Annotated in this window: 29 protein-coding genes and 1 tRNA gene; 8 read left to right on the forward strand and 22 right to left on the reverse strand. The window is 54.5% G+C overall.

Annotation, left to right across the window (positions count from 1 at the left end):
- Positions 1 to 4: 4 nt before the first annotated feature.
- The 8 genes from PHU01S_RS10985 to PHU01S_RS11015 all read right to left on the reverse strand — a co-directional run bounded on the left by PHU01S_RS10985 (position 5) and on the right by PHU01S_RS11015 (position 6,232).
- Positions 5 to 712: a hypothetical protein gene (locus PHU01S_RS10985; RefSeq protein ID WP_021877788.1), complete on the reverse strand. Its 708-nt coding sequence runs from the start codon at positions 710 to 712 to the stop codon at positions 5 to 7.
- An 11-nt stretch (positions 713 to 723) separates the two neighbouring features.
- Positions 724 to 1,845: an SAF domain-containing protein gene (locus PHU01S_RS10990; protein WP_021877787.1), complete on the reverse strand. Its 1,122-nt coding sequence runs from the start codon at positions 1,843 to 1,845 to the stop codon at positions 724 to 726.
- 47 nt (positions 1,846 to 1,892) lie between these two features.
- Entirely contained in the window at positions 1,893 to 2,504 is a 612-nt protein-coding gene (locus tag PHU01S_RS10995) for a hypothetical protein (RefSeq protein WP_049867097.1), read from the reverse strand.
- A gap of 2 nt (positions 2,505 to 2,506) precedes the next feature.
- Positions 2,507 to 2,677, reverse strand: a complete 171-nt coding sequence (locus tag PHU01S_RS25755) for a hypothetical protein (RefSeq protein WP_021877785.1) — start codon at positions 2,675 to 2,677, stop codon at positions 2,507 to 2,509.
- 84 nt (positions 2,678 to 2,761) lie between these two features.
- Positions 2,762 to 3,706, reverse strand: coding sequence for a ParB/RepB/Spo0J family partition protein (locus PHU01S_RS11000; protein WP_048743941.1), 945 nt, complete (start codon positions 3,704 to 3,706; stop codon positions 2,762 to 2,764).
- On the reverse strand, positions 3,654 to 4,481 hold the full coding sequence (locus PHU01S_RS11005; protein WP_127507631.1) for a ParA family protein: 828 nt from the start codon (positions 4,479 to 4,481) through the stop codon (positions 3,654 to 3,656). Before PHU01S_RS11005 ends, PHU01S_RS11000 begins: the two co-directional genes overlap by 53 nt.
- 245 nt (positions 4,482 to 4,726) lie before the next feature.
- Complete coding sequence (locus PHU01S_RS11010; protein WP_069202412.1) at positions 4,727 to 5,524, reverse strand: Shedu anti-phage system protein SduA domain-containing protein; 798 nt, start codon at positions 5,522 to 5,524, stop codon at positions 4,727 to 4,729.
- Positions 5,525 to 5,542: 18 nt separating this feature from the next.
- The gene (locus tag PHU01S_RS11015; protein ID WP_021877781.1) at positions 5,543 to 6,232 is read right to left on the reverse strand and encodes a hypothetical protein; all 690 of its coding nucleotides are present in this window, start codon (positions 6,230 to 6,232) and stop codon (positions 5,543 to 5,545) included.
- A gap of 902 nt (positions 6,233 to 7,134) precedes the next feature.
- Between PHU01S_RS11015 and PHU01S_RS11020 the strand changes: the two genes are divergently transcribed.
- Together PHU01S_RS11020 and PHU01S_RS11025 are read left to right on the forward strand one after the other, a co-directional pair.
- The gene (locus PHU01S_RS11020; RefSeq protein ID WP_048743932.1) at positions 7,135 to 7,404 is read left to right on the forward strand and encodes a helix-turn-helix domain-containing protein; all 270 of its coding nucleotides are present in this window, start codon (positions 7,135 to 7,137) and stop codon (positions 7,402 to 7,404) included.
- A gap of 75 nt (positions 7,405 to 7,479) precedes the next feature.
- On the forward strand, positions 7,480 to 8,748 hold the full coding sequence (locus PHU01S_RS11025; RefSeq protein ID WP_083436177.1) for a tyrosine-type recombinase/integrase: 1,269 nt from the start codon (positions 7,480 to 7,482) through the stop codon (positions 8,746 to 8,748).
- A 2-nt stretch (positions 8,749 to 8,750) separates the two neighbouring features.
- Here the strand turns inward: PHU01S_RS11025 and PHU01S_RS11030 are convergent.
- The 5 genes from PHU01S_RS11030 to PHU01S_RS11050 form a co-directional block, all read right to left on the reverse strand.
- Positions 8,751 to 8,837, reverse strand: a tRNA-Leu gene (locus tag PHU01S_RS11030).
- A gap of 266 nt (positions 8,838 to 9,103) precedes the next feature.
- Positions 9,104 to 9,562 carry a TFIIB-type zinc ribbon-containing protein gene (locus tag PHU01S_RS11035; RefSeq protein WP_021877823.1) on the reverse strand — a complete coding sequence of 153 codons (459 nt, stop codon included), beginning with the start codon at positions 9,560 to 9,562 and terminating at the stop codon, positions 9,104 to 9,106.
- Between the two features lie 32 nt (positions 9,563 to 9,594).
- On the reverse strand, positions 9,595 to 9,798 hold the full coding sequence (locus PHU01S_RS11040) for a hypothetical protein (RefSeq protein ID WP_127507673.1): 204 nt from the start codon (positions 9,796 to 9,798) through the stop codon (positions 9,595 to 9,597).
- Positions 9,799 to 9,990: 192 nt separating this feature from the next.
- Positions 9,991 to 10,320, reverse strand: coding sequence for a hypothetical protein (locus PHU01S_RS11045; RefSeq protein ID WP_048745550.1), 330 nt, complete (start codon positions 10,318 to 10,320; stop codon positions 9,991 to 9,993).
- A gap of 88 nt (positions 10,321 to 10,408) precedes the next feature.
- Positions 10,409 to 10,981 carry a xanthine phosphoribosyltransferase gene (locus tag PHU01S_RS11050; RefSeq protein ID WP_021877826.1) on the reverse strand — a complete coding sequence of 191 codons (573 nt, stop codon included), beginning with the start codon at positions 10,979 to 10,981 and terminating at the stop codon, positions 10,409 to 10,411.
- Between the two features lie 161 nt (positions 10,982 to 11,142).
- On the opposite strand from PHU01S_RS11050, the gene PHU01S_RS11055 reads away from it, so the two are divergent.
- The gene (locus PHU01S_RS11055; protein WP_048745552.1) at positions 11,143 to 12,189 is read left to right on the forward strand and encodes a YkvI family membrane protein; all 1,047 of its coding nucleotides are present in this window, start codon (positions 11,143 to 11,145) and stop codon (positions 12,187 to 12,189) included.
- Here PHU01S_RS11055 and PHU01S_RS11060 read toward each other — a convergent pair.
- Entirely contained in the window at positions 12,186 to 13,328 is a 1,143-nt protein-coding gene (locus tag PHU01S_RS11060) for a glycosyltransferase family 4 protein (protein ID WP_127507633.1), read from the reverse strand. The genes PHU01S_RS11055 and PHU01S_RS11060 overlap by 4 nt on opposite strands.
- 198 nt (positions 13,329 to 13,526) lie before the next feature.
- Here PHU01S_RS11060 and PHU01S_RS11065 point away from each other — a divergent pair, with 198 nt between their 5' ends.
- Positions 13,527 to 14,693, forward strand: coding sequence for a GGDEF domain-containing protein (locus PHU01S_RS11065; RefSeq protein WP_069202411.1), 1,167 nt, complete (start codon positions 13,527 to 13,529; stop codon positions 14,691 to 14,693).
- Between the two features lie 3 nt (positions 14,694 to 14,696).
- Here PHU01S_RS11065 and PHU01S_RS11070 read toward each other — a convergent pair whose 3' ends face one another.
- The 6 genes from PHU01S_RS11070 to PHU01S_RS11095 all read right to left on the reverse strand — a co-directional run bounded on the left by PHU01S_RS11070 (position 14,697) and on the right by PHU01S_RS11095 (position 18,673).
- Complete coding sequence (locus tag PHU01S_RS11070) at positions 14,697 to 15,401, reverse strand: HAD family hydrolase (RefSeq protein WP_048744555.1); 705 nt, start codon at positions 15,399 to 15,401, stop codon at positions 14,697 to 14,699.
- Positions 15,402 to 15,418: 17 nt separating this feature from the next.
- Positions 15,419 to 16,144 carry a metallophosphoesterase family protein gene (locus PHU01S_RS11075; protein WP_127507634.1) on the reverse strand — a complete coding sequence of 242 codons (726 nt, stop codon included), beginning with the start codon at positions 16,142 to 16,144 and terminating at the stop codon, positions 15,419 to 15,421.
- A 74-nt stretch (positions 16,145 to 16,218) separates the two neighbouring features.
- Positions 16,219 to 16,968, reverse strand: coding sequence for a DUF4247 domain-containing protein (locus tag PHU01S_RS11080; protein WP_048744559.1), 750 nt, complete (start codon positions 16,966 to 16,968; stop codon positions 16,219 to 16,221).
- 12 nt (positions 16,969 to 16,980) lie between these two features.
- Positions 16,981 to 17,487 (reverse strand): DUF4178 domain-containing protein, encoded by a 507-nt coding sequence (locus tag PHU01S_RS11085; protein WP_048744561.1) that lies wholly within the window; start codon positions 17,485 to 17,487, stop codon positions 16,981 to 16,983.
- Between the two features lie 38 nt (positions 17,488 to 17,525).
- The gene (locus tag PHU01S_RS11090; RefSeq protein WP_127507636.1) at positions 17,526 to 17,942 is read right to left on the reverse strand and encodes a DUF350 domain-containing protein; all 417 of its coding nucleotides are present in this window, start codon (positions 17,940 to 17,942) and stop codon (positions 17,526 to 17,528) included.
- 65 nt (positions 17,943 to 18,007) lie between these two features.
- Complete coding sequence (locus PHU01S_RS11095; protein ID WP_048744565.1) at positions 18,008 to 18,673, reverse strand: PspA/IM30 family protein; 666 nt, start codon at positions 18,671 to 18,673, stop codon at positions 18,008 to 18,010.
- Positions 18,674 to 18,890: 217 nt separating this feature from the next.
- On the opposite strand from PHU01S_RS11095, the gene PHU01S_RS11100 reads away from it, so the two are divergent.
- Entirely contained in the window at positions 18,891 to 19,970 is a 1,080-nt protein-coding gene (locus tag PHU01S_RS11100; protein ID WP_048744567.1) for an AI-2E family transporter, read from the forward strand.
- A 225-nt stretch (positions 19,971 to 20,195) separates the two neighbouring features.
- Here the strand turns inward: PHU01S_RS11100 and PHU01S_RS11105 are convergent, their stop codons facing one another.
- Entirely contained in the window at positions 20,196 to 20,969 is a 774-nt protein-coding gene (locus tag PHU01S_RS11105) for a DUF3891 family protein (RefSeq protein WP_157053884.1), read from the reverse strand.
- 160 nt (positions 20,970 to 21,129) lie between these two features.
- Here PHU01S_RS11105 and PHU01S_RS11110 point away from each other — a divergent pair, with 160 nt between their 5' ends.
- Positions 21,130 to 22,446 carry a serpin family protein gene (locus PHU01S_RS11110; protein ID WP_164763054.1) on the forward strand — a complete coding sequence of 439 codons (1,317 nt, stop codon included), beginning with the start codon at positions 21,130 to 21,132 and terminating at the stop codon, positions 22,444 to 22,446.
- A 7-nt stretch (positions 22,447 to 22,453) separates the two neighbouring features.
- On the opposite strand, the gene PHU01S_RS11115 is transcribed toward PHU01S_RS11110, so the two are convergent.
- The gene (locus tag PHU01S_RS11115) at positions 22,454 to 22,648 is read right to left on the reverse strand and encodes a hypothetical protein (protein ID WP_021877838.1); all 195 of its coding nucleotides are present in this window, start codon (positions 22,646 to 22,648) and stop codon (positions 22,454 to 22,456) included.
- 222 nt (positions 22,649 to 22,870) lie between these two features.
- On the opposite strand from PHU01S_RS11115, the gene PHU01S_RS11120 reads away from it, so the two are divergent.
- Positions 22,871 to 23,899: a LacI family DNA-binding transcriptional regulator gene (locus tag PHU01S_RS11120; RefSeq protein ID WP_048744573.1), complete on the forward strand. Its 1,029-nt coding sequence runs from the start codon at positions 22,871 to 22,873 to the stop codon at positions 23,897 to 23,899.
- Entirely contained in the window at positions 23,896 to 24,894 is a 999-nt protein-coding gene (locus PHU01S_RS11125) for an N-acetylglucosamine kinase (protein ID WP_049867089.1), read from the forward strand. Before PHU01S_RS11120 ends, PHU01S_RS11125 begins: the two co-directional genes overlap by 4 nt.
- The last annotated feature ends 29 nt before the right edge of the window (positions 24,895 to 24,923 follow it).

The raw sequence follows: 24,923 nt of genomic DNA on the forward strand, positions 1-24,923 counted from the left end.
CTTTCTACCACACCCGCACCCGTTTACGGGCGATTGCCCAGGCTCGTCGCGCTGTCTTGCGGTCGCAATCGCCAAGCTGCTCCAGCATCGTCAGCAGCATCTCGCGAAACGCCCCGGTCAGCCCGCGAAGGTCGATGCGGCCGTGGTGTTGATTGTTCAAATCGACGGCTGCATCGCGTTCGTCAAAAGGGAAGCGAAACACCGTATCCTCCAACTGGATATGCCGCAACCGCTTTTCGGCTCGCCACGCTGCCAACTTTCCCGGTATGTCAGGGGAGAGCAACTCGAAAAACGAGATAGGCTCTTCCGTGTTCTGTAAGCCGAGACGAAGCATCAGCTCCTCGTTTTTCTCCAGCGATAACCGCCTTCCATCCCAGCACCACACCCGCTTATCAAACTGGGACAGGTTGTGGTGGAAAACAAATTCCGTATGGTCAGTGTCCACCAGCATGATGTCGTATGCCGGTGTCGTCCCTGCCTGTGCCAAGCCTCGTTCAAGCTGTTCGGGAGTGAGATAGCCGTAGGCCACATCCATACCTTCATAATCCTGAACGGCGCTATTGGCATAGGCGTGCGGCAGATAACCCCGAATCGACTGCGTGACGGTGGAATCCACCAACAGCACTTTATTCCCCAAGGCCACAAGCAAGCGGCCAAGCACCAACAAAGCATGCGTCTTGTCCGCTACGCCGATAAAAACAATTTTTTTCATATCCGCACTCCTCATTGATTGAAGATGTTTTCCCACTTATCTTCGCTTGCCGGAGGCGCTTCGGTTGCAGGAGGCATACCCGATGGCAGCGACGGCGAAACGGCAGGAGGGGGCGTCTGTTGATTTTTCGGAGATTGAGTAGCTGCTGCACCAGCAGCATCACTCACGCTAGGCTGCGGACCATTCGTCGAAACTGCTGATTCTCCAGACTGCGGTGTGCCTACTGGCTGTGTTCCGCCCATGGCATTGCCCTGCCGCGTCGTCATCCGTTCGTTTTGCAACTGCTGCTGCACGGTTACACTACCGCTGGTGACGCGAAGTTTGTCCGAGTCGCTGACCGCCTTCAAATTGCCATCCAGCGTTTGACGCAGCGCGCGGGCAAGTTCGATTTTTGCGGTTTCGAGCAGATTGGGATCGACCGCCATCAGGTTCAATACCTTCTGATTGGCCGGATAGTTGACCACAGCCGCTTCCTGTAAGCCCGGCTCGATGTACGGGAGGGCATACAGCCGCGCTCCCTGCAAGTACGCATCAATAATTGCGCTGGACGTTTGGAGGATGTCCATCTCATTCAGTTCCAGCCACACAACCGTACCGGACAGCTCCTGTACCTTCTTTTTAGATAAAAGAACAAAGTCCTCGCCGGTTGGAAAGCCGATGCGAACGTCTATATATTGGTTAGGCTTGAGATTAGAGGGAAGCTGAATGACCTGAAACTCCTGTATGCGCAAATCCTTCGGAATGGGCTGTCCTTCGTACAATAAAGAGGAAAGTAGCGGCATTCCTGATGCAAGCTCGATCTTGGCGTTTTTGCCGATGATGCTTTCCCGGTCGGTGATTACGCCCGGCGGAACCAAACTGACGGGCATCGGAACAGCCTTGAGGTCATCCGCTTTGAGCGAGACGCCTGCCGGTATCGTTTTTGCAGTCGTCCAGACATTTCGGCTGTTTTGCTGCTCCTCCTTTTTCAATTGCTGAATCTGCCGCTCATACTCCTCTTTCATCTGTTGCTGCTTTTGCTGCTGGTCGGTGTGCTGCATCAGCATATACAAGGCCGCTGCTACCAGAAGCGCCACGCTGATCGCAATGGCTCCCATGATGAGCGTCTTGCGGTGTCGATACGTCCATGACATCGTTCACGATCTCCTTTCATTTATATAGAAGATACCTTGCGCTTCTCTTAACGCGCTTCGCCTCGCGGACGCGGCTTTGATGGGGCTTGCTCCGCTTGTCGTTGTGCCAGCTTCTCGGCCGCCCATGTGGGCGTATGCTCCGGCTTCAGGAACCCCATCAGGTCTTCCCGGTTATAGCGGTATTCATCGCCGGAATAGAGGGTTTCCGCATAGACCGCCCGCCCACGTGAGTTCCCCGAAGCCCCGAAACCTCCCGTTACCCAAATCAACTGATGGTCTGCCGTGCGAAATTCCGGCCGCAACCAATCCAAACGGGTCACAACAATTCTGCCGCCGAGATCATCGTCACTTTTGATGGGCAGGCATTGGTCCGGTTGAATGGGAGGCATCGGCTCCGTGATCGTAGCGCGCTCGGTCTGGAGTTTCTCGATTTCCCATTGCAATAGCTTGGTAAATTCCTGCATTGCGACTAGGTAATCCTCATATCCTTCTGCACCGTAATACTGATCGATACCAAACAAATTATTCTGCGAGCAGTAGCAAACCAAATAGGGCTTTTCGGTATTCGTGATGTCGATGCCTAAAACAACCTCCACCCTGCCAATGGGTAGCGCTTGATAGACTTCGTAGTCACCGGCCATTCGTTTCTCTTGCTCCATCGTCAGCCCTCCCGGTTCTTTTTGCGGTCACGTTTCTTGTGCCAGCCTTCGGCTTCCTGAGCCTGCTTGCGCAGTTGTGCTTCTTCCTCCTCAGATGGCCTACTACGCGCAAAACCCGGCTTTTCTTTCATCAGACGTTCATACTGACGCCGTTTTCCTTTCGTAAAGTCCATTGGATGATCTCCTCCCCGAAAATGGGCATAAAAAAAGCTCTCCGTCAGGGGAGAGGGTGCATGAACAAGGCGGCAACGGGGGAATTACCGTTCGTGCTCCCTCTGCCGCCTTTTGTACCAGCTTTCCAGCAGTTGCACGATCAGGTCTTCCTTTTGTTTTTCCGAGAAGTCTCGTGGGAAAAAGCGGTCGATTCGTTCTCGCTGAATACTCATTTTTTCTTTCTGATTCGGCTTTTCCTCCGTTAGTATGGTGTAAATGACATCTGTATTCAGCCTGCCTTCTTGACTCATCTTTTTCATACGCTGAGCCTGTGCAAGTGAAGGCGTGCAGTCCTCTGCCTGCATGGTATCGAATAGGGCTTGCTGTTCTTTCTCGGCCAAGTAAGATAACTCAACGGCAGGATTAAAGGCAATCCGTTTGTCGTCTACCATTTCGAGAATGTGAGGAGTGAGTTCGGTTAGGCGAACGTATCTAAATATTTGGTTTTTGCTTTCGCCCATCTGTTCTGCTAATATCTCGCTTGATTTCTTTGCAGCAGACTTGTTCCCAACTTGGGAACGAGTTAAATCTGTTCGTTGTCCTTGTCTGTTCATTGCTTCCAATTTCATTTTGTAGGCAAAAGCTTTTTCACTCGGAGAAATATACTCCCGTTGCAGGTTGCTATCCACCATGATGATAGTCGCCTGATCGTCATCCAACTCGCGAACGAGACATGGAATTGTCTCCATACCAGCCAATTCACTTGCCTTCTTTCGACGATGGCCGGATACCATCTCGTATCCACCGCCTACCTTTGGCCGAACTAAGCCGGGAACAAGGACACCATACTGCTTGATACTATCCGCCATTTCTAACATCGCTTCATCCGCCCTTACCTTAAAGGGATGACCGGGAAATTCACTAATTTCAGCCAATGGAATATCCATCACCTTTTCCCGTTGCGAATCGTTGCGGCTTTCCTCTGTCGAGAATAAATCATCGACTTTGGTCAGCTTTATGCTGGCGAGCCGATCTTCTTTCGCTGCCAATATCCTGCACCTCCTTCGTAAGTGCAGCGTAGGCTTTAGCAACCTGTCCGTTCGGATCGTGGGCGTAAATGCTTTTACCCTTGGCGCTTGTTTCCGCCGCGCGGATGGACAGGGGGATTTCTGTATTGAATACACGCAGCTTATCCCCATAATCCCGACGCAAAACTAAAGAAATGTCTTTGGCGAAATTGGTTCGGCTGTCTACCATCGTGAGCAGCACACCGTCCACAGCCAGCTTCGGATTAATTTGACGCCGAACGCGGGCAACCGTCTGCAAAAGCTGCGTCATGCCTTTGGCGGGCAGATAGTGTGCCTGTACCGGGATGATGACGCTATCCGCCGCTGCCAATGAGTTGATCGTCATCATGCCCAAGCTCGGCATACAGTCGATCAGGATATAATCGTAATCTGCTTTTACGGAATCGATGTACGAACGCATAATCGTTTCCCTGCTCATCGTATTGACGAGCGCCACTTCGACCGCCGATAATTCGATGTTTCCCGGCATCAGGTCGATACCTTCGTGATGGTGCAAAATACCTTCCCTCGGTTCATACGGCTCCTCCGTCATGCCCTTCACTAGCATTGTGGCGAGTGAAATGGACAGACTATCCGGTTCATGGAAGCCTAACGAATCCGTCAGGTTGCCCTGCGCATCCGCGTCCAGCAGCAAAACTTTCTTACCTTCAGCCGCTAAGCCAATACCGAGATTGACCGCCGTTGTCGTTTTGCCGACGCCACCTTTCTGATTGGCGAGAGCGATTACTTTGCTCATCCAACAACTCTCCTTTCACGCAAAAAAGCCGACTGCACTGAACATTCAATAGTTCAGACAATCGGCTTTTTTGAAAAGTATCTATATAAAAAGAGAACGCCCCCGAAAGTGGAAGGCATTCTCTTGGACATTCATCGAATATAGCAATCTGGCATCAAAAACAAATCGCGAAACTATTCTCTTTCGTTCAACATATCTACCCATCCCACGCCCAAATCCAAGTCACTTGACCACAAGGATATTTCTTAATACGTTGATCGTCCAATGATCTCGGTAACATTATCGTATAAATTATCGAAGTGAAGAAGACTAATTTTATCGTTATCCTTCATATTGCGTTGAATCCAGTAAGTATTTTCATCAAAATCTTCGCGGCGTCCCGCTACAACTGTGTAATGAATCCGCGTTTTATCTAGTTTAAGAAATTCGCGGGGTAGTTCCATGTTCGGATGTTTGTATTTGTTAAACGATTCTTCAAGCGTGGGAAAATTAGGTTCAAGGTATCGTTTCCATTCGTTAATTTGCTTAATCCCCTTACGAAACGCCGCACCTAATTCGCCGTCTTTAATGGTAATGTCTTTTTTGGGGTGTTCCAATTCAACGAGAATAAATTCGTAGCCGCCTGATCTCTTCCCAATTATCAGATAATCAACGCGGTATGTATTGCCGAACCAAAATTCCGGTATAACGTAGGCTTCATGATGCCCGAAGTTGTGGTCTTTGAGAATGGAACCAATTATAAAATACGCTTGGTTCTGTTTTATAAACCTCATGATCGAAGCTTCGGTGGCATCCGGCTTGTCTAGTTCAACAAGGAACTTTTCCGTTAGATGGTTCAATCTATCTTCTTCTCTCAGTTCTTCGACATCCAAAAAATTGTTTGGAAATAAGCTCATGAAATGCCGCGCTGCCTTCGGATATTCTCTATAACGACTTCTTTTCCGCCATCTTCCTGTGCCTATTTTTTCATCTTGTTTCATCGCTTCCCATGTAATTCTTTCTTCTTCGGTAAGTTTCGTATAATCTCGCGAATACAATGACATTTTAACGATTCACCCCTATTAAAAACCGATCATCGATCTAAATGGCGTATATCCAGTTACAATCGTAACAATTGAACTGACTAGACCTATCACACCAATAAGAAAGGAAAGCAGCTTGACTGGATAGTTATTTGAAAGTGTGTTGTACATCCTATATCGTACTAATCCTGACCAATACATCAAAGATATTGGACTTGTAACAACAAAGCGGACCCCTTCACGAAGCCATATTAACGGGTTCTTCACTTCCTTTTGTGCTTCATTCACCCAGCCTTCTGCGGCGCCTATAAACGTAAGCAACACATCGTCTATCGTACTGATAACTTCCTGCAATATTCGACGTTCCAAATCCAAACTATAACTATTAACCATCTCTGAATAGTTTTCTCTAATGCCACTTATTCCGTTTACGATAATTTCATAGTTCCTAAAATAATGATTCGCGCCGGGTGGTTTATACACCGATGCTATACCGAATGACCCCATTAACGTTTGCATCTTTGTTGATTTCATTTTTAGCCATTGGTATTTGTCGCCGTTGAATGTGTTTTGAAACAACGGCGAACAAAAATCTCTATAATTATTCATAAACTCGATAGCGAAGTTTTCGTTTTTTACTGTGGTTCGAAGAGTAGCAACTGTTTTGACGAAACCAATAACAATAATTAACACGACAATAATAAATGGTAGCCAGTTGTTCAACGACACGACTCCTTAACATGTTATATGGACGGACGATATGTATAATATTGTATCATATTTTGACGCTTATCCGGGAAAGCCTTCATCGTAAAATAACCTATTCAACACGTCGATCAATTAAAATCACACATAACAGATATGTTACTTTCAATGATAATAAACTCATCCAGCGAACGGCGGTTAACCGTCCTCATAGGCTGTCGCCCCTTCCAGGATCACTGCAAGCCGCCCCCATTGCGATAACTATGGCTAGACGGAAGTATCATTATCCCGCCGCATAGATTATCGCCAAAATGATACCATCATTTATTTTTGCATAGGTAAAGATCGCTCGCACCCCAAATAAAGGATGGTCGTGGCGCACCTGCAAAATGGCTTTCCCTTTCGGGTATGCGGGGAACGTACCGGATGAGTGGTTATGTTATTGTCAAAGAACGGTGGAGGGATGTATCCCCTCTACCATCCGTTTCATTTTTGAAGCCAAACCGGACCCTTCTCTCAAAAAATATTTATGAAAATAAAAGCGGCAGCATCAAACTCTTCATAGAGCTTGGTGCTGCCGCAAATTATTGTGTGTAACTGCATCCTTTCCGTATGTTTGAAAAACTCTTTAATATAAGATATGTTCTAGTGTTTTAGGACATTGATCATTTCATAGCATTCGCGCAGGTGCGAGTCCTCCTTCAAACACAGGTTTACAAAGGTTTTCATTTCCTCTATTGACCACCGCACATTCCCCAGAATTTCACAACAGACATGAACTCCATACTCACGCCCATTCTGTTTTCAGCGAATAAAGTAAATTTTTTCTCGGAAGTGTCCGATTTCCCCCAAAAAATGAAACGGATAGTAGAGGGATATTTCAGAACCTCATCTCAATCGAATTATGTTGAATAAGGAGTTCGCCCATGCCACACAATCAAAATCAACCAGTTCTTGAACCTGATCCTTACCAACTTCTTTTTCAGACCATGCCTGATGTCGTAAATGTCGAGCAAATGTGTACCATGTTAGGCGGCATTAGTACCAAGACAGGCCGCAAATTACTCCAATCAGGGCGCATCGCCCACTTTCGCATCGGGCGCTTCTACAGAATCCCGAAGCTGAGCATCATCCATTATTTACGGGAAATCATGACCCCCGGCACTCCACTCGACTATGACGCTTTACAGCATTGAACTAATCTTTCTATGCCTGTTATCATTAAAGTGTCGATGGTAGGAAGCCGGGCTGCTATCCTGGGAGGGATTACGATGGTAGCAGGCCATCTGCAAGAAAAGAAAGGGAATTATTATATCGTTCTGAATTACAAAGACGAAGAGGGCAAGCGGAGAACCAAATGGATTGCAACAGGGTTACCGACAAAGGGGAACAAGAAGAAAGCAGAAAGCATGCTGCAAGACGCACGCAAGAGCTTTGAAATTCCTTCTGAAACGATTGTCGAGGAAATAACGCCGCCGATTGAGAAGAAAGCCACTCCAGACGCGGACAGTCCAGCCGGTGTTCTTTTCAGCGATTTCATGTTGGAATGGCTGGAAATGATGAAGCATCGAGTCGAAGTCACTACTCATGCCGCGTACACCTTTGGGGTCAAAGGCCGAATCGTCCCTTACTTTCGTGAAAAAGGATTTCGACTGCTGGAGATACAACCCAAACACTTGCATGATTTCTACCAGCACATGTTAAAGGAGTTCAAGCTTTCTACAAGTACCGTACAACACTTTCATGCCTATATCCGTCAAGCTCTGCAACACGCGCTTAAAATGGATATGATTTTAACCAATCCGGCTGATAAAGTTGAGCGCCCAAAAAAGAACCATTTTGTAGGAAGCTTCTACAACGATCAAGAGCTTCAGGAGTTATTCGAGGCAGTAAAAGGCGATCCAGTCGAGCTTGCCGTCCTACTGGCCGCTTTCTATGGCTTACGGCGCGGCGAGATTGTAGGGCTCAAATGGCAGGCGATCAACTTTCAGAACCAGACACTTACCATCCAGCACACCGTCATTCCTGTTTCCTATGAGGGCAAACAAATCACAATCGCAAAGGACCGGGCCAAAAATAAATCCAGTCGTCGCACCCTTCCCCTCGTCCCGGCGTTTCAGGAATTGCTTTTGCGATTACTTGAGGAACAGCAGCGAAATCAGGCGCTCTACAAAAGTTCGTACTCCAATGACTACAAAGACTATATCTATGTAGATAAGCTAGGGCAATTGATAAAACCGGGGTATATTACGCAGCACTTCCCGATTGTGCTAGAGAAGCATAATTTGAGAAGGATTCGCTTTCACGATCTTCGGCATAGCTGCGCCAGCTTATTGCTGGCAAATGGCGTTAATATGAAGGACATTCAAGAATGGCTTGGGCATAGCCATTACTCCACAACGGCTAACATTTATGCTCATCTTGACTACAGTTCAAAGATTTCGTCGGCACAGGTCATGAGCAACACTTTACAAATCCCAATCATGCAAAAAGCTCCTGAATCGTCACAAGGACAAATTCAAGAGCTCGTTAATTGTTAGGGTGGTGCGGTCAAGAGGACTCGAACCTCCACGGTATTGCTACCACTGGCACCTGAAGCCAGCGCGTCTGCCAATTCCGCCATGACCGCACATTTTTACCCTCATGTGCCTCTCGGAAAACGGAGAGAACTACAGGAGAGAACTTGGAACCAATACTTCAGTAAAACCGCATAACCACAAGGGTTTTGGGGAATCTCAACCAGCTTTCGCACAAGTACCTGAATCTAGCGCGTCTGCCAATTCCGCCATGACCGCAAATAAACCGCTTCGGCAGCACATGTATCGTCGCTGCAACGTTAGTTATAGTATCATGGCAGTCATGGACAAGTCAATTGAATCAAAGAAGTTCCGCAATTCAGATTTTGGACGGGACAGGCTGATAGGCATAGCTGCCTCCCGCCGCTTGTCCCCGCTCCGTCTCGGACACTCTCCCGAAATCTTCGGGAGGCATTCCATATGCGGCCGCACTCCGATCTGTATCGGTTGCCTGGACGTCCTCCGGCACATAGCCGTATCGGCCGCAATCGAAGCTCCCGTTGCCGGACTCCGGTGCTCCATACACAAGAGCGTCGATGCCTATGCTTTCATGGCTGGATCGACCGGAGCTTTCCTTGTCCGACGCGCCGAACGGCGCCTCTTGCGTTGTCTCGGCAGCACCCTTGGGAGCGCAGGGATACAGCTCCACCCCTCCGAATGCCAGCTTGTCCTCTTCATGTCCGGACAGCCGCACGCTTCCGCATACCGGGCACTTGTGAATCGAGATTCCGTCCGCTTCCGTATGATTCATGACCATATGGTCGTTAGGGCATAACATGTTGCGCCGCCTCCTTCGTTTGTTGAGGACGATCAGGAACGCGGAGCCGCTGCAGGCTCGTACCGGTAGCTCCGGCTCAGCTTGACGACACGCTTGTTGGGCCTTCGGATCATGACCGAGTCGTCATCCCACGCTACCACGATTCCGAGCACATCGTTCTGCTCCATCTCATCCCGGATCACCCTGACCTTCTCGCCTGAGATCCGATATTGGTTCAGCAGGTCTTCGCTTGCGATGTTCATAAAATTACCCTCCATTCTCTCGGTTGAAACATTTTCAGCTTGCCTCTCCTATCCTCAAGACACAAAAAAGCCCCGGGAAGACTGGCTGGCGGCATGTCTCCCGGGATTCTCTATGCATTCATTCGGCGTTGCCGAAAGATTTCATTCGGCGTTGCCGACAGGCTCCTTCCGCGTTGCCGAAAGATTTCATTCGGCGTTGCCGACATGCTCCTTGGTGTCGTTGGTCTCGAACCATTCGTCCAGAACTCTGGAAGACATGACGCGCTTGGCGATATAGTCGGCCTGGCGTTCCGTGAACTGGCCCTTCCACTCCATCCCCAGCTCCTCGCTGAGCTTCACGACCGTCAGCAGCTCCGACCAGGCGACATAGCGCTTGTACCAGAAAAACTGCGGATGCTCGATCATGTAAGGATAGAGATCGTCAAACTCCGTATGTTTGCAATCGAGCGCGCGCTCGAAATGGACTTTGGCATCGGACAGCTTGGATTCAAAAAACTCGGGACTCGCGTTTTCCATATCCTTATGCCTCCCTTGAAGAATCTTGTTCCTATTATAGGGGATACGGCTATCCGGGGAAAGAGTTGATTTCCCCATACGGTTGTGCTCAATCCGCGAACACGATGTTCCCGTTCTCGAGCGAGGCGATCTTGACCAGCGATTCGACGCGGATTCCGCTCTCCCTCAGCGTGCTTGCGCCGGCTTGGAAGGCTTTCTCCACGACGACGCCGAGACCGGCCAGCGAAGCGCCGGAGCGCTCGATGATGCGGACCAGGCCGCGCGCGGCATCGCCGTTCGCGATGATGTCGTCGATGAACAGCAGCCGGTCGTCCGCGGAGAGCATGGACTTCGATACCATCAGATCCGTCACGATTCCCTTCGTGAACGACGGCACCCGTTCCGAATAATGATCCGGATCGGCGATCAGCGTCTTCTTGCGGCGGGCGAACAGCAGCGGCACCCCGAGCTCGAGGGCGGTGGCGAATGCGACAGGAATGCCGGACGATTCCACCGTAATGACTTTGGTCACCCGCTCTTCGGCGAAGATGCGCGCGAATTCCCGCCCCATCTCCATCGTGAGGATCGGATCGACCTGATGATTCAGAATCGCATCGAGCTTGACCACGTCGCTCGACATGACCGAGGCTTCCTGCAAGATGCGTTGCTTCAATTGTTCCATGGCGCATTAGTCCCTTCCGGCGTCATTCTTTCCGTTAAATTATCATAGCTGGAGCGATCGCGCAACCCGGGACCGGCCCGCCGCCTGCCAAAGACTTGTCATGCCTGTCCCCTCGCTGTCATAGAATGGTAAGGATTGATTTAGAAGCGGAGGCGACGAAAATGCCGGGACGCACAGGGCGAGTGCTGCAGATCGGGTTTACGTATATGGGCACCATCGTCGGAGCCGGCTTCGCGACCGGACAGGAAATCCTGCAGTTTTTCACCCGGTACGGCTACTGGGCTTCCTTCACGATTGCTGTCGCGACGGTTTTTTTCATCTGGCTCGGAGCCAAAATGATGATTCTGGCCGGGGAGATCGGCGCCAAATCCTACGAGGATCTCAACAAAGCTCTGTTCGGCCGCTCGATCGGTCAACTGGTCAGCCATTTCATGCTTGTCGTGCTGCTCGGCGTCAACGCCATCATGCTCGCCGGAGCGGGAACGATCTTTTATGAGAACTGGAACATCTCGTACCAGACCGGGCTCGTCGTCACTCTCGTCGCCTGTTATGCGATGCTGCGCAGAGGCATGAAGGCGATCCTTACCGTCAACAGCATCGTCGTGCCCGTCATGCTGCTGTTCACCGTTTTCGTCCTGTTCGATACGTTCCATTCTCCCGGCGCAGAACGCTGGATCACGCTGCAGACCGACGCATCGCCGCTTCGGATATGGGCTTCCCCATTCCTGTATACAGCTTTCAATCTCGCCATGGCCCAGGCCGTGCTCGTGCCGCTCGGAGCCGAGATCGCCGACCGCAAGGCGATCAAGCTCGGCTCCTGGTTCGGAGGCTTCGGCATCGGCTTCATGCTGCTGGCCGGCCATATCGCCCTCAGCTCCCATATGCCGGGCGTCCAGCAATACGCGATTCCGATGGGCGGCATTGCCCGGCAGCTCGGCAGCGGCGTGCAGCTCATCTACATTTTCCTGATCTTCTCCGAGATTTTCACGACGCTGATCGCGGACGTGTACGGCCTTGCTCTCCAGCTGCAGGACCGCCTTCCCATTCCCCGGAACATGATCATCATCCTCATCCTTATTTTCTGCTACCTGCTCAGCCAGATCGGCTTCGGCCCGCTCGTCTCGACGCTCTACCCCTTGTTCGGCTTCGTAAGCCTTGGATGGCTGCTGCTGATGATACGCAAAAAAACCGGGAGCGGGGGGAACTAGCCTTTCCCGCCCGCTTCCGGCGCCGTCTCGAGATAAACCTGCTTCAACTGGGAAATCACTCTCGTGAGGGAGTAGGCTTTTTTCGCCTTGTCCCACGCCGCTCGCGCCAGCTGATAGCGGAACGTCGAATCCGTCACGAGCCTCTCCAGTGCAGCCGCGAGCGCGGCCGGATCGTCCGGGGGAACGAGCAGTCCGTTCACGCCGTCATCGATCTGCTCGCCGATGCCGCCGACATCCGTCCCGACAAGCGCAAGCCAGCATAAGGCCGCTTCGGCGAACACGCTGCCGAACGCCTCCGCTCTGGACGGAAGGACAAAAACGTCGAAGAAAGGCATGAACTCCTCGGGATGAAGCATATAGCCGTAAAAGATGATGTCGTCGTATAAGTCCAGGCTTAGGGCCAGCGCCTCAAGCTCCTCTCGGATCGGGCCGTCGCCGATGATGTGGAGCACGAACGGATGCCCTTTCGCCTTCAACTCCGCGCAGGCATGAAGCAGGATGTCGATGCCCTTGGCCGGGACGAGCCGGCATACCGTAATGAGCTGGGGAACCGCATTTTCATGGCTGATCGGCTTGAATCTGCGCTCGTCGAATCCGTTGGCGATGATTCCGATCTCTTCGGGGCGCTCCACATAGGGCGCCAGATAGGCGCGGAATGAATCCGATACCGTCAGGATCCGGTCGGCGGTATCCTCGATTTCCTTGTAAATGGATGTCAGGAACCGGTGTTCGGGACCGCCCTCCTGGATTTTGCCGTTCAGGATCAGCTCCCTCTCGTAGCTGGAATGAATCGTGACGACCAGCGGCGTATCCGGAAAGACCTGCTTCATGACTAGCGCCGCTACGGGATGATGAGCATGGATCAGATCATAGGAGCGCTTGATGCGCAGCTTTGTCCACCACAAGTAATCCCGGAGCGTCTGCAAATATTTGGCCGTAATCGGATTGTCCTCGAACTCCCCCGCCTCCAGATGGAGGAACGGAAAGTCCTCTTTTCCTTTGCCCCGGATTCTTTTGGGCAGAGAGAACAGCTCCGTCGGCCAGCCGACTTTGTTGAACCTCTCCTGCATGTACGGAACCATGGAAGAAACGCCGCCGGGCTGTTCCGGCGGAAAAAACAAGGCCTGTAAAATTTCCATCGTCCGCATCTCCTCCGAACAGACATGATCATGTTATACTAGAACGGACGTTCCCTCTAATATCTTCCTCCCGTCAAGCCGATACCGCCATTGTAGCATGAAATGGACTCTCGGTAGATTCCAGGCAGCAAGATCATGAAGATCGAGATCAGAAGTCGCAAGAAGAAGAATCGTTGAAAAAGACGGAGTGTAATCGCTATGACCAATTGGATGTCCGATCCTTCCATCGGACTGTTCGCTTCAGCCTGCTCCCTCACCGTGCTGGCCATGATGATGTTCATGTCCGTGCGCCTGTACCGCAGCTACCGGCGGCATCCCGTCTACCGGCTGCTGATCGTCGTGCTGCCGCTCCTGATGATGCTGCAGCTGCTTCAGGCTGCCGGAGCCGACGGCGGGACCTCTCCGCCGCTTCTTCAGCTCGGGACCAGACTGCTGGGCATCTTTGCTTTCATCATTATAAACTTTGTGTTCATGAAATTATACAGCCATCCCGCCGTCCGCCTCAAGGGTGCGCCCTTTTTCCTGATGGCGCTCGCCGCCGCTTTCATTGCGGGACTCGAGATCGCATTCAACCCGCGTCTGCTGGAGACTTCCGCCGGCGCACCGATCCCGTTCGTAGGCCTGGATTTCTATGGGATTCTCGTCAATTTCCTGATTTTGCTGGATACGAGAGGGGTCGAGCTGCGCACGAAGTATTCCGTCGGCCTCATGATTTACTTTGCCGGAGACCTGGCCCGCGTCACCGACCGCTACGTCTTCCAAGGCAGCGTGCCGATGCTGCTGCTGCTCTCGAGAATGCTGCCCGTCATTTACTTCATCCTGCTTTTCCTGCTGCTGTTCGAATGGGTAGTCGACAGGCTGCTGACGACTTACCGCTCATCCATTACCGACGGGCTGACGGGATTGTACAACCGCAAGCACTTTCATCAGAAGGCCGGCCAGATGATGGTCCGCGGCAAGGGAATCGCCGTCATCTTCGGCGACATCGACAACTTCAAGAAGCTGAACGACACTCATGGGCATCATCGGGCGGACGGGGTGCTCAAGCAGGTCGCCGAGATCATGCGGGAGATCAGCCAGAGCGGGGGCATAGCCGGCCGTTATGGAGGCGAGGAGCTGCTGCTCGCTGTCGGCTCCGGGGACAAGGCCGCCGAGATCGCGGAGCTGCTCCGGCGCCGGGTCGAAGAAGAATCCATCGTGACGATGAGCATCGGCGTCAGCTATTCCCGCAGCGGCAGCACCGTGGAGGAAGTCATCCGGGAAGCCGATGAAGCCATGTACCGCTCCAAGACGACGGGCAAGAACAAGGTGACGGTCGTCAATACGCCGGTCCGTTCGGGACGCGGCAAAAAAGCGGCTCCCTGAACATCAGGAAAGCCGCTTGATGGATGATGCCGTCTGGCCCCATGCATGCCGGATCGCGTCGGGAAGCTCGGCCAGGCTGGAGATGACGGCATCGGGCATGACCGCGATGGATTCGTTCCAGGGCTGGCTCCGCTTGAGCCATACGGCCCGCATCCCGCTGAGAAGAGCGCCTTCGACGTCGTTGACGGGATGATCCCCGACGAAGAGACCCTGCTCGGGATTGACGTCGAGCTCAGCCAGAGCCTGGGCGAATATGAGAGGAGACGGCTTCTTGATACCGGCCGACTCCGAGACGACGATGGAGCCGAACCAGCCCCGAATGCCCAGCTTGTCGATCTTGCCGTTCTGGATGTCGTCCCTGCCGTTCGTGACGATGCCGAGCCTATAATAGGGACGAAGCGCGGACAACAGCTCTTTCATTCCCTCCATCGGAACGGCGGAAGCCACATAGTGCGTCTGGTAGTATCGGTACAGCTCTTCCCATCCCGCCGCCGGCCTGCACGGAAGGCGCTGCAGTATTTCCCGGAACAATTGCGGTTTGTCCTTGTATCCGTCTTCATCCCATTCGACGACAGAGTCGATCCAGCTCCGGCGTTCCTCGCCTTCGGCATCGGCGTAATCCTCCGCCAGCCTGGTGGCAAAGCGGAGGAAAGCGGCCTGGCGGTCGAGCAGCGTGTTGTCCAGGTCAAACAGGATCGCGCGTATCATCGGCATCGCCTCCACTGTCAAATCGTTTTGCCGCGATAACGGCCGGTTCTCAGCTCCAGCGTATAAGCCTCGGTATCGGGCATGCCGGCCTCGACGGCCAGCCGAACCGCCTCCTCGATATCATACGGCACCCGGATCAGCTGCAAGGAGAACGGAGCCATGTCGTCCTCCTGCCGCGATCCCTCCAGAACCGCATAAGAAGCTTGGGTCATATCCAGCGGGTTGCCTACGCTGCCGCAATTGAACAGCAGCCGGCCGTCCAGATGCTGGGCATAGGCTTGGTGGATATCGCCGTATCCAAGCACATCGGCCCTCTCCGCCTCTCCAAGCGGAGGCTCGAACATCGCCAGCCTCGTCTCTTCGGAATCCCAAGGCTGCACGCGCTTATACACGCTTTCCGGAGAGGCATGGAGCAGTCGAATGAGTCTGCCGCTCCGCACATATTCCGCGGAAAAGGGAAGATCGGCCAAATAGCGGAGCCGTTCCTCCCCGAGACGGGTTTGATGCCACCGGATGAATTCGAGCTCGGATTTCTTGCTGATGAAGTCGTCCCAGTTCCCCTTGATGACGGCTTCGCAGCTGCTGCGGATCCTGTCGACGGCTTCAGCCGAGCCCGGCCCCTTGCCGATCAGATCGCCCAAGCAGACGATCCGGCCGATTCCCCGTCTGGCGATGTCGCCGAGCACAGCCTCCAGCGCCGGCATATTGCCGTGGATATCCGAGATGATGGCGATTCTGTCCATAAGGGCTTCCTCCTTGATGAAGCGCGCCTGATCTAATCTATGCCGATGGCGGATTCGGCATATCTATCCGCCGGTTATCGTCGGCGCCTTATTTTGCCGGAGCTGCCGAACTTCGTCTTCGGCACGCTCTTGCGCGGAGACAGCCACGATCCGCTGCTGTCCGAGGAGGATCCGCTGCCCCGCTTGATCGTGCCTTTGCTTCCGCTCGAGGTCGTCGGATTGCGGTCGAAGAGGCCTCCGCTGTCGCTCGGACGATCCGTGACCTTGCCGCCTCGCTTGGTGATGAAGCCTTTTCCGGGCACGGTCAGAGGGGGCGCCATCTTTTTGTCCGACACGGTAGGCGTCCGGTACGAGCCGGTCGCCGGCTTGTAGACATCGCGGCCTGTATACCCGCGGTATTTGCCGTAGCTCCCGATTGTGTCGAACAGCTGTCCGACCAGCACAGCTGTCAAGTAGCCTTCCAGGAAGGAAGGGTTGTAGTTCCGCTGTATGAATTCCTTATTGTCGATCTCGATCAGCGTATCCCGGGGCTCGGCCGGATCCCTCTGCAGATGGTACCACTGGTCGGAATAGACGAGGAACATCCGCTCATCGTCCGAATCCGACATCTGCTGAGGCTTCTTCTGCTCCGCCAGCCTCGCCGCGACTTCCGGAACGGTCTCGCCGGCAGCCCGGTACACATAGGATGTCTGGCCGCCTTCCTTGCTTACCGACACGAGCGGGTACTGATCGCTTACTCTGGGAGCTCCGCAGCCGCTGAGCAGCGATACGACCAGCGTCGCGGCCAGGACCCACTTAAGGGCGTTCAACCACTTTTTGCCCATCTGCTAGCCCTCCTAGCTTCCCCGCAGCACCTTCACGTCGGCCGTAAGGATCGATTCCCCTTCATAGAGAAGAATTCTCCCTTCCTGCCATTCGATGCGGAGCAGCCTGCGGTCGTCGGATTGGTACTGCCATACATGTAGCTCCCCCGCCGCCTGATGCGGCGAGCGGCCCGTCACCTGGACCGGCGACGAATAGTTCTCTTCCAGGTAATAGTCTCTTCCGTCCAATTCCATTGTGGAAGGGATTTCTTCCATGGAATCCATTCTTCCGTCCACCGGAGCATACAACGTATACTCGGTGCTCTGACGGTCTTCGATATGAAGATAGCGCAGCTCCGTCCCGTCCTGGAGGGACAGGAACGTTTCCTTGCGCCTGACGTTCTGCGTCTTGCCGATGACCTCATAGGTGACCAGAGACACCTCGCATATATCGCCGGGTCCCAGCGTGAGCACGCTCTTTTCAGGCTTGGGCGGCTCCGGCTTCCGGAGGATGCCCGAGATTCGTTTGAACAGGCTCATCTCCCGTTCCCCCTGTCTATAAGTTCCGTCCTTGTGCGTTACAGCGTAGAAGCGACAATCAGCGCCCCGGTGAGATGCAGCGAACCAGCCAGCAGCGCATGGGCGATTTTGCCGTCCTTCGTCCCCTCGTCGAGATGGAAGCCTCCAAAGCGGTCCAGCAGCCGGCGAACGACTAGCTCGATGATCAGCAGGATGACAAAGGATACGACCGACACGATCAACGCCTCGCCCAAGCTGTAAGAGGTGCGCACCGCTTGGGCGAGTATGTATCCTTGTGCAAATAATTTCATGATAAACCGAGTCGTCACCGCTACATTCCCCTTGCGCATCTCCGCAAGATCCTTATAGCGGGTCGTCAGCGAATCGACGGCCATCAGCAAGGCCAGAAGCAGAGCTCCGGCAGCCGTCCAGGCGAAAGTTCCGGTCAAAAGCCGGACAGCGGATTCAAGCGTCATCAGAAGTTCCCCCGTTCATTAGATAAGGGGCGGCCGCGCCATGCGGCACGGCCTCCCCTTACAGCTTATTTTTCGTATTGCTTCAACAGGGCGGCCAGCTCATCCTCAACGGCCTTGTCCTTGCCCAGAGCCTCGAATTCCTCGTCGAGCGACTTGCCCTTGTCGTTCAGCACGTTGCTCGCCTCGGCTTGCGACTCCATCTGGAGCACCTTCTCCTCCATCCGCTTCAGTCCGGCCATTGCCGTATCGTTGCCGAAGCCGTTCATCGTACGGTTGATGTCCACTTGGGCTTTGGCCGCATTGGCGCGGGCTACGAGCGTCTCGCGCTTGCTCTTGAGGTCGGCCAGCTGCTTCTGCATCTGGCCGAGCTTCTCGCGCAGGTTGTCGGCGGAAGCCTTGTTGCTGTCGTAAGCGGTCTTGAATTCGTCGCGCTTAGCTTCCGCGGATTTCTTCTCTTCCAGAGCGCGGCGGGCCAGATCGACATTGCCGTTCTGGGCGGCGAGATGGGCCTGCTCGTTGCGCTTCTGCACGAGCGCTTCCTGCTCTTCATACTGCTTTTTGAATCTTTTTTCAAGCGCGATCTGGGCGGCGACCGCCTTCTCGGCATCCTCCAGATCGTCGGCCATGTCACGGATGTATTGATCGGTCATTTTCACCGGATCCTCGGCTTTTTCAATCAGGGAGTACACATTGGAGAGCGTCAGGTCGCGAAGTCGTTTGAACAGGGACATGGTTTGTTTTCCTCCTTGGGTCGGTTCTGAATGGAATCGGCATCAGCATAGTTAGCTAGTAAGAAGCTCTGAACCGAGTTTTTTCTGCCGTTGAATCTACATACGGCGCAGCGGCAGGAAGGTTTCTTCCGCACCGCCTTTTTTTGCATGGATTAGAGCATGCGCCGTCAGGGTACAACTGTGGTAAAAGCTTCAACCGTTAATGGGGGTCTGCCGGGTGAAAATCGGACGTTTTTATCAAATCTGCATCAGCATCATTCTCGTGCTGCTCATCTTGTACCTGATGTCCAAGCTGGACTTCGTCTATCGTCCGGTGCTGCTTGCATTCAACATGCTCCTGCTGCCGTTTGTCGTGTCCTTCTTCTTCTATTACCTGTTCAGGCCGCTCGTCACCCAGCTCCACAAGTGGAACCTGCCCAAGTGGCTGGCCGTGCTGCTGCTGTTCATCCTGATCTTCTCCGTCTTCGCTCTGCTGATTGTGCTCGTATGGCCGCCTCTGCAGTCCCAGACACAGGAATTCTTGAACAACCTGCCCGCCTTGGCTTCCGCCGTTCAGGACCAGATCGACTACCTGCAGCAGCAGAGCATCGCGGGCTTCAGCCTGAAGGAGCTTGATCTGACGACCAAGGTGTCGACCTATCTGGAGCAGTTCATCAACTACGCTTCCACTTATCTCCAGGGTGCCGTGTCGATCGTGACTACGGTGTTCCTCGTCGTCGGCACGGTGCCGGTCCTCCTCTACTATATGCTGAAGGAAGACCGGAAAGGCTATACGTCGTTCGTCCGGTTCTCTCCGGCCAAATACCGCAGCGATGCCATCGAAATCTTCAACTCCATCGACAAGATGCTCAGCGAGTTCGTCATCGGGCGGGTCGTCTGCTGCCTTGCGCTCGGCGCTTTCTGCTACATCGGCTTTTTGATCGTAGACCTGCCGTATTCGCTGCTGCTGGCGATTTTTGTCGGCTCCATGAACATGATTCCCTATATCGGCTCCATTATCGGCGCGGTGCCATGCATTCTGATCGCCTTCACCGATTCCTTCTCGTCCGCCGTATGGGTTCTCGTCATCATCCTGATCGCCCAGCAGCTGGAAGGCAACCTGATCTCCCCGTTCGTCTACGGGCGGACGATGGACATCCACCCGCTCACCACGATCGTCGTCGTGCTGATCGCCGGGGCGGTCAGCGGCATCGTCGGCGTCATGATTTCCATTCCCGTCTACATGATGGCCAAAATCATCATCCTGCAGATCGCGGAGCATTACGAGAAGAGATCTCAGCCGGAAGGCTCTCCTTGAGTACGAAGGGAGGCTCGGCCGGAAGGCTCTCCTTGAGTACGAAGGGAGGCTCGGCCGGAAGGCTCTCCTTGCTTTGGGAGCCGACTACGACAAGCTTGAAGCCTGCCTCTCCTTCAGCGGAGCCCGCTCGTTCCGTCCATTGGCATTTGCAAGCAGCCGCCTGTACCCAGGCGGCTTTTGAGCTTGCGGACGCAGCCGCATCAGGCGGCTGTCCCCGAGTCCGAATCACTCCGGCGGCAGCCAGGTAATCTCTTCGACGGTCCAAGATGTGCCGCTGTAAGCCGCGTCGATTCCGATCTCGCGTGCGAATCTTCTCGGAATTCTCTTCACCGGAAGCGAGGTCGTCAGCTCCCGCTTCAGCACGGGAGCCGAGAACCGCACCGCGCCGGGCCCTTCCCAGCCAGCGGACAAAATGTCCCTGTCCGGAAACAGCTTGCGGGAAGCGCCGAACCCTGCCCGGTACCACGGATGCTCCTGATCCTTCGGCGTGCCGGGATCATTGAGGCAAGCGTACAGCGACAGGCTGTCAAACAGCTGCAGCCGCGCCATATCCAGCGCGGCCTCTTCCGCACTCGCACGCATATTCATGCGGATCCGCCTTTGCCTTACCTCCTCATGCTTGCGGAAGCCATCGACCTGCGCGCCTTCGAACCCTTCGAAAAATGCGGTGTAGAACAAGCTGATCAATAGCCCCGCATAAGGACATACAGCCTCCGCCTCTTGTATGCCTCTCCGGTAGTAGGCCATCTTGGGCAGGAGAGGATAATCCTCGAATGCGAACGGCCTGCCGGCGGCGTCATTCCAGATCGGGGTCTCGTCCAGCTCGATCCAGCCGCGGTCATGCTGCTCGATCGCATACAGCCGCTCCGCGGAAAACCTTCCGATCGGCAAAAAGCTGTCGCACGCCGCTCTTGCCAGCGCCGCCGACAATGCGGCATGGTCATGCTGGCGGATCAGGACGAACTCTTCTTCCATTTCCCGAATGATCAGGGCAAACACCTCCCTACTCAGCTTAAAAACCAGCTATTGAACGGCTTCTTGCTGCCAGCCCTGTATGCCTCCCACTTTACCACATCCGCCAAGGGATGGAAAAGTCTGCAACTTCAAGCTTCCGCTTGCCGTCTTAAGGATAAAATCGTACCCGGAGAGGAGCGGCATAATGCCAATCAGACGAAAGGCCCGGATGTCCGCGGTTGTCCTCCTCGGCACGTCCATGCTCATGGCCGGCTGCGGAATGTCTGCCCAAGACAAGGAAGCGAAAGCGGAGAAAGAGTTCCGCAAGCAGTCCAGCCGCATCCAGAATCAGGAGCAGGCGCGGTCAGAGGCGGCTCTCAAGCTGAATGAGCCTTATGTGCAGGCAGCCGATGCCTTCGGGCTGTCGCTGTTCCGCGAGCTGGCCAAGACGGACAGGGACAAGAACATCGTCCTCTCTCCATACAGCGTCTCGGAGGCTCTCGGAATGGCTTGGAGCGGAGGCGGCGGCGGGACCAAGGCGGAAATGGCGAAAGCGCTTGGCTGGAACGGCTCTCATCCGGACGAGATCGCGGCCGGCTCAAAAAAGCTTCGTTCCTATCTCCGCCTTCCGGCGGAGGGCATCAAGCTCAAGGCGTCGAATTCCTTCTGGTATCAGAAAGGCCTGCATCTCCTTGAGCCTTATGAAGCCGCGCTCAAGAACAGCTATGAGGCCGACCTGCAGGCCGTCGACATGCCTTCGCCCAAAACGGTCAAGGCTTTGAACGAATGGGTCTCCAAGCATACCGAGGGGATGATCGAATCCGTCTTTGATCCCTCCCAAACGCTGAATCCGGATGATCGCGCCATCATGATGAACGCCGTTTATTTCAAAGGGGCCTGGAAGGATGAATTCGACCCTGTCCGGACAAAGCCGGAGCCGTTCCACACGATGGACGGGAATGTTCAAAAGGTCCCGATGATGCAGAGATCCGGTTCTTATGCGCATGTGAAGACGGAACGCCTGGAAGCGGTCCGGATTCCGTATCTTCAGGACAAGCTCGACCTGCTCGTCGTCGTGCCGCAGAGTGGGCTCGGCGTTCCGGATATTGTCGCCGATCTAGAGCGGTACGGGGTTTGGAAGGACGAGCTGGCTCTCTCCCCGGGATCCGTCGCGCTTCCGAGGTTCAAGGCATCTTATAAGGCCGATCTGATTCCGGTCATGAAAACTTTCGGCGTGCAGGACGCCTTCTCGAGCGGAACATCGGATTTCACCGGCATGTTTGAGCCTTCCGCCCTTTCTTCCGGCCTTTTTATCAATCTCATCCAGCATCAGGCTGTCCTCGAGGTCAATGAAAAAGGAACCGAAGCGGCAGCCGTTACTGCGCTCGGAATGGCCGGCTCGAGCGCTCCCTCCGATCCTTTCTCGTTCCGAGCAGACCGCCCGTTCTTTTATGCCGTCGAAGACACGACCTCGGGGATGTGGCTGTTCCTCGGCGCCATCAACGATCCTCTCGCAGCGTAAGTGCCGTTCAGGCTTCCCCTCGACCGGGAGGCCTGCCGCGGGTTTCCATGATATCGATGATCCTTCCGATTCCAGTGAGCAGCAATCCCCCTATCAGGCATGCCAAAAAGCTGATATAGATATAGTCGCCGGCAATGCTGAAGCTGAACGCGCTTCCGAATACGGCGATCAGAATGCCTGCGATCATCAAATATAAACCCATCCGCATCCTCCTTTTGTTGCGTTTTGTTCCGATATGACCACAAAAAGATTGCCATTAAGCCTCATAGCCGATACAATGGGAACAAATAAAGTTTAAGGGCTTTAACTTTGGTTCAACCCCGTTTCGGCTTTGCAAACCGCAAAATTTTTTTTCGTCAAAAGTTTAAGCGTTATAACTTTCGAATTTGCCGCACCAAGGAAACCTACTGAGGGGGCACGGCTCATGAAACCAAGCATATTCGATGTCGCCAAGCGCTCCGGCTTGTCGGTCGTGACGGTATCCCGAGTGCTCAACGGGAGCGGCAACGTCCGCGAGAACAACAGGCTGAAAGTGCTCAGCGCGATGAAAGAGCTGGACTACCGTCCAAGCGCCGCAGCCCGGACGCTGGCGCGCGGAAGCACGGGCGTCATCGGACTCACCCTTTCAACGCTCCAGGATTCCGTATTCGACGCCATCGTAAAGAGCGTTCATGACGAGCTGTCGGCTCAAGGCTATTTTCTGGCGCTGTCGATCGCGCCGGAATCCGGCGAGCCGGGCAGCAGCTATCTCATCCGCGAGAACCGGGTGGACGGGGTCATCGTCCTGTCGCCTTCCGACGAAGACGAAATCGTCCGCGAATTGGAGCAGAGCGGCATTCCATACATCGTCATCGACAGTCAGGACGCCAAGTCCGCCCCGTCCACCGTCAAGGTCGACCATGAGACCGGAGGCTATATGGCCTGCAGGCATTTGACGGAACTGGGGCTGCGGAAGATCGCTCATCTGAGCGGGCCTGCTCATTACGACAGCACTCGGGAACGCAAGAGCGGGTTTCTGAGAGCTCTTCAGGAGGCCGGACTGGAGCCGTTCCTGATCGAGGCGGGCGACTACTCCATCGAGAACGGCTACCGCAGCGCAAGACGCTGGCTCGAAGAGAACCGGCTTCCGGAGGCTGTATTCGCGGGGGACGATTACATCGCAGCCGGAATCATCAACGCCCTGCAGGAAGCGGGGCTTTCGGTGCCGCGAGACCTTTCCGTCGTCGGCTTCGACGATCAGAACCTGGCCTCCCTGCTCCATCCCCTGCTGACGACGGTCCGGCAGCCGGTCCTTCCCATCGCCCAGGCGGCCGTGCACGCCCTTATGGCCCGAATGGAGGATGGCGCAGCGCCGGAAGGCGTCGTTATCCAACCGGAGCTTGTCATTCGGGAATCGACCGGACGAAGTTCAAGCCCTATGGTGGACAATCAGGAAAAAGGAGACACTCCATGAGCTATTATGTAGGAATCGATGCCGGAGGCAGCAAAACGTATGCGCTTGTGTGCGACCATACAGGCCGGATTGCAGGCAAAGGAAGCGCAGGCGGAGGCAATCATCAGAACGGCTATGAGGAAGCCCGCTCCAACCTCTCCATCTCCCTCCAGCAAGCTCTCGACGAGGCGGGAATTTCAGCCGCAGACGTCGATCATGCCTGCTTCGGGCTGGCGGGAGCCGATCGGGAGGCGGACTTCCGCATTCTGCATCGGCTTGTGAACAGCCTCGGCTTCACGGAAAGGTATACGATCGTCTGCGATACGATCATCGGCCTGCGCGCAGGCACCCGCCGTCCCTACGGGGTTTCCGTCATATGCGGCACCGGAGTGAACTGCGCCGGCGTCGCTCCTGACGGCCGGACGTACCAATGCGGCGGCTTCAGCTACATGTACGGGGATTGGGGCGGCGGAGGCGGCTTATGCGTCGAAGTGTTCCGTGCGGTCGTCCGCTCCTGGGACGGCCGAGGCGCCGCCACGCAGCTGACGCCGATGCTGCTCGGACTGCTCGGTTACGGCACGGTCGACGAGATGTTCCATGATTATCTCGACCATAACCGCAGCGTGCCGCTGGATGCCGTGCGCCTGCTGTTCCAGGCCGCCGGGAGCGGGGATGACGTCGCTCTGGGCATCCTGCGCGAACAGGGCAAGGAGCTGGCCTTGTCCGTCCAAGCGGTCGTCTCCAAGCTGGGCCTAGGCGGAATCCCGTTCGACGTCGTGCTCGCAGGCAGCCTGCTTACACGCGGCGACGCCGGCTGGATCAGCGGCCCTATCCAGGCGATGCTGAAGGATGCCGCTCCTCTGGCTTCGCTCGTGAAGCTGGAGATCGAGCCGGTCATCGGTGCGTTATGGAGCGCGCTCGACGCCTGCGGCCGGGAGATTACCGGCGAGATGTATGCCGCCATGGGCCGGTACCAGAATTTCGAGGACATCCGGCCTTCAGGCGGGCAGCTCTGATTTCCGGCGCTTCCCTGCCAGCTTCAAGC

The organism is Paenibacillus humicus NBRC 102415 (assembly GCF_004000905.1).
In the GTDB taxonomy this organism is placed as follows: domain Bacteria; phylum Bacillota; class Bacilli; order Paenibacillales; family Paenibacillaceae; genus Paenibacillus_O; species Paenibacillus_O humicus.

Excerpts from the sequence above, each read along its gene's own strand:
- PHU01S_RS11065 (WP_069202411.1), top strand. The coding sequence starts at position 13,527 with ATGACCAATTGGATGTCCGATCCTTCCATCGGACTGTTCGCTTCAGCC.
- PHU01S_RS11020 (WP_048743932.1), top strand. The coding sequence starts at position 7,135 with ATGCCACACAATCAAAATCAACCAGTTCTTGAACCTGATCCTTACCAA.
- PHU01S_RS11110 (WP_164763054.1), top strand. The coding sequence starts at position 21,130 with ATGCCAATCAGACGAAAGGCCCGGATGTCCGCGGTTGTCCTCCTCGGC.
- PHU01S_RS10985 (WP_021877788.1), bottom strand. The coding sequence starts at position 712 with ATGAAAAAAATTGTTTTTATCGGCGTAGCGGACAAGACGCATGCTTTG.
- PHU01S_RS10995 (WP_049867097.1), bottom strand. The coding sequence starts at position 2,504 with ATGGAGCAAGAGAAACGAATGGCCGGTGACTACGAAGTCTATCAAGCG.
- PHU01S_RS10990 (WP_021877787.1), bottom strand. The coding sequence starts at position 1,845 with ATGTCATGGACGTATCGACACCGCAAGACGCTCATCATGGGAGCCATT.
- PHU01S_RS11045 (WP_048745550.1), bottom strand. The coding sequence starts at position 10,320 with ATGGAAAACGCGAGTCCCGAGTTTTTTGAATCCAAGCTGTCCGATGCC.
- PHU01S_RS11075 (WP_127507634.1), bottom strand. The coding sequence starts at position 16,144 with ATGGACAGAATCGCCATCATCTCGGATATCCACGGCAATATGCCGGCG.
- PHU01S_RS11050 (WP_021877826.1), bottom strand. The coding sequence starts at position 10,981 with ATGGAACAATTGAAGCAACGCATCTTGCAGGAAGCCTCGGTCATGTCG.
- PHU01S_RS11070 (WP_048744555.1), bottom strand. The coding sequence starts at position 15,401 with ATGATACGCGCGATCCTGTTTGACCTGGACAACACGCTGCTCGACCGC.
- PHU01S_RS11060 (WP_127507633.1), bottom strand. The coding sequence starts at position 13,328 with ATGGAAATTTTACAGGCCTTGTTTTTTCCGCCGGAACAGCCCGGCGGC.
- PHU01S_RS11115 (WP_021877838.1), bottom strand. The coding sequence starts at position 22,648 with ATGGGTTTATATTTGATGATCGCAGGCATTCTGATCGCCGTATTCGGA.
- PHU01S_RS11120 (WP_048744573.1), top strand. The coding sequence starts at position 22,871 with ATGAAACCAAGCATATTCGATGTCGCCAAGCGCTCCGGCTTGTCGGTC.
- PHU01S_RS11125 (WP_049867089.1), top strand. The coding sequence starts at position 23,896 with ATGAGCTATTATGTAGGAATCGATGCCGGAGGCAGCAAAACGTATGCG.
- PHU01S_RS11080 (WP_048744559.1), bottom strand. The coding sequence starts at position 16,968 with ATGGGCAAAAAGTGGTTGAACGCCCTTAAGTGGGTCCTGGCCGCGACG.
- PHU01S_RS11095 (WP_048744565.1), bottom strand. The coding sequence starts at position 18,673 with ATGTCCCTGTTCAAACGACTTCGCGACCTGACGCTCTCCAATGTGTAC.
- PHU01S_RS11010 (WP_069202412.1), bottom strand. The coding sequence starts at position 5,524 with ATGTCATTGTATTCGCGAGATTATACGAAACTTACCGAAGAAGAAAGA.
- PHU01S_RS11035 (WP_021877823.1), bottom strand. The coding sequence starts at position 9,562 with ATGTTATGCCCTAACGACCATATGGTCATGAATCATACGGAAGCGGAC.
- PHU01S_RS11025 (WP_083436177.1), top strand. The coding sequence starts at position 7,480 with ATGGTAGCAGGCCATCTGCAAGAAAAGAAAGGGAATTATTATATCGTT.
- PHU01S_RS11055 (WP_048745552.1), top strand. The coding sequence starts at position 11,143 with ATGCCGGGACGCACAGGGCGAGTGCTGCAGATCGGGTTTACGTATATG.
- PHU01S_RS11085 (WP_048744561.1), bottom strand. The coding sequence starts at position 17,487 with ATGAGCCTGTTCAAACGAATCTCGGGCATCCTCCGGAAGCCGGAGCCG.
- PHU01S_RS25755 (WP_021877785.1), bottom strand. The coding sequence starts at position 2,677 with ATGGACTTTACGAAAGGAAAACGGCGTCAGTATGAACGTCTGATGAAA.
- PHU01S_RS11005 (WP_127507631.1), bottom strand. The coding sequence starts at position 4,481 with ATGAGCAAAGTAATCGCTCTCGCCAATCAGAAAGGTGGCGTCGGCAAA.
- PHU01S_RS11090 (WP_127507636.1), bottom strand. The coding sequence starts at position 17,942 with ATGACGCTTGAATCCGCTGTCCGGCTTTTGACCGGAACTTTCGCCTGG.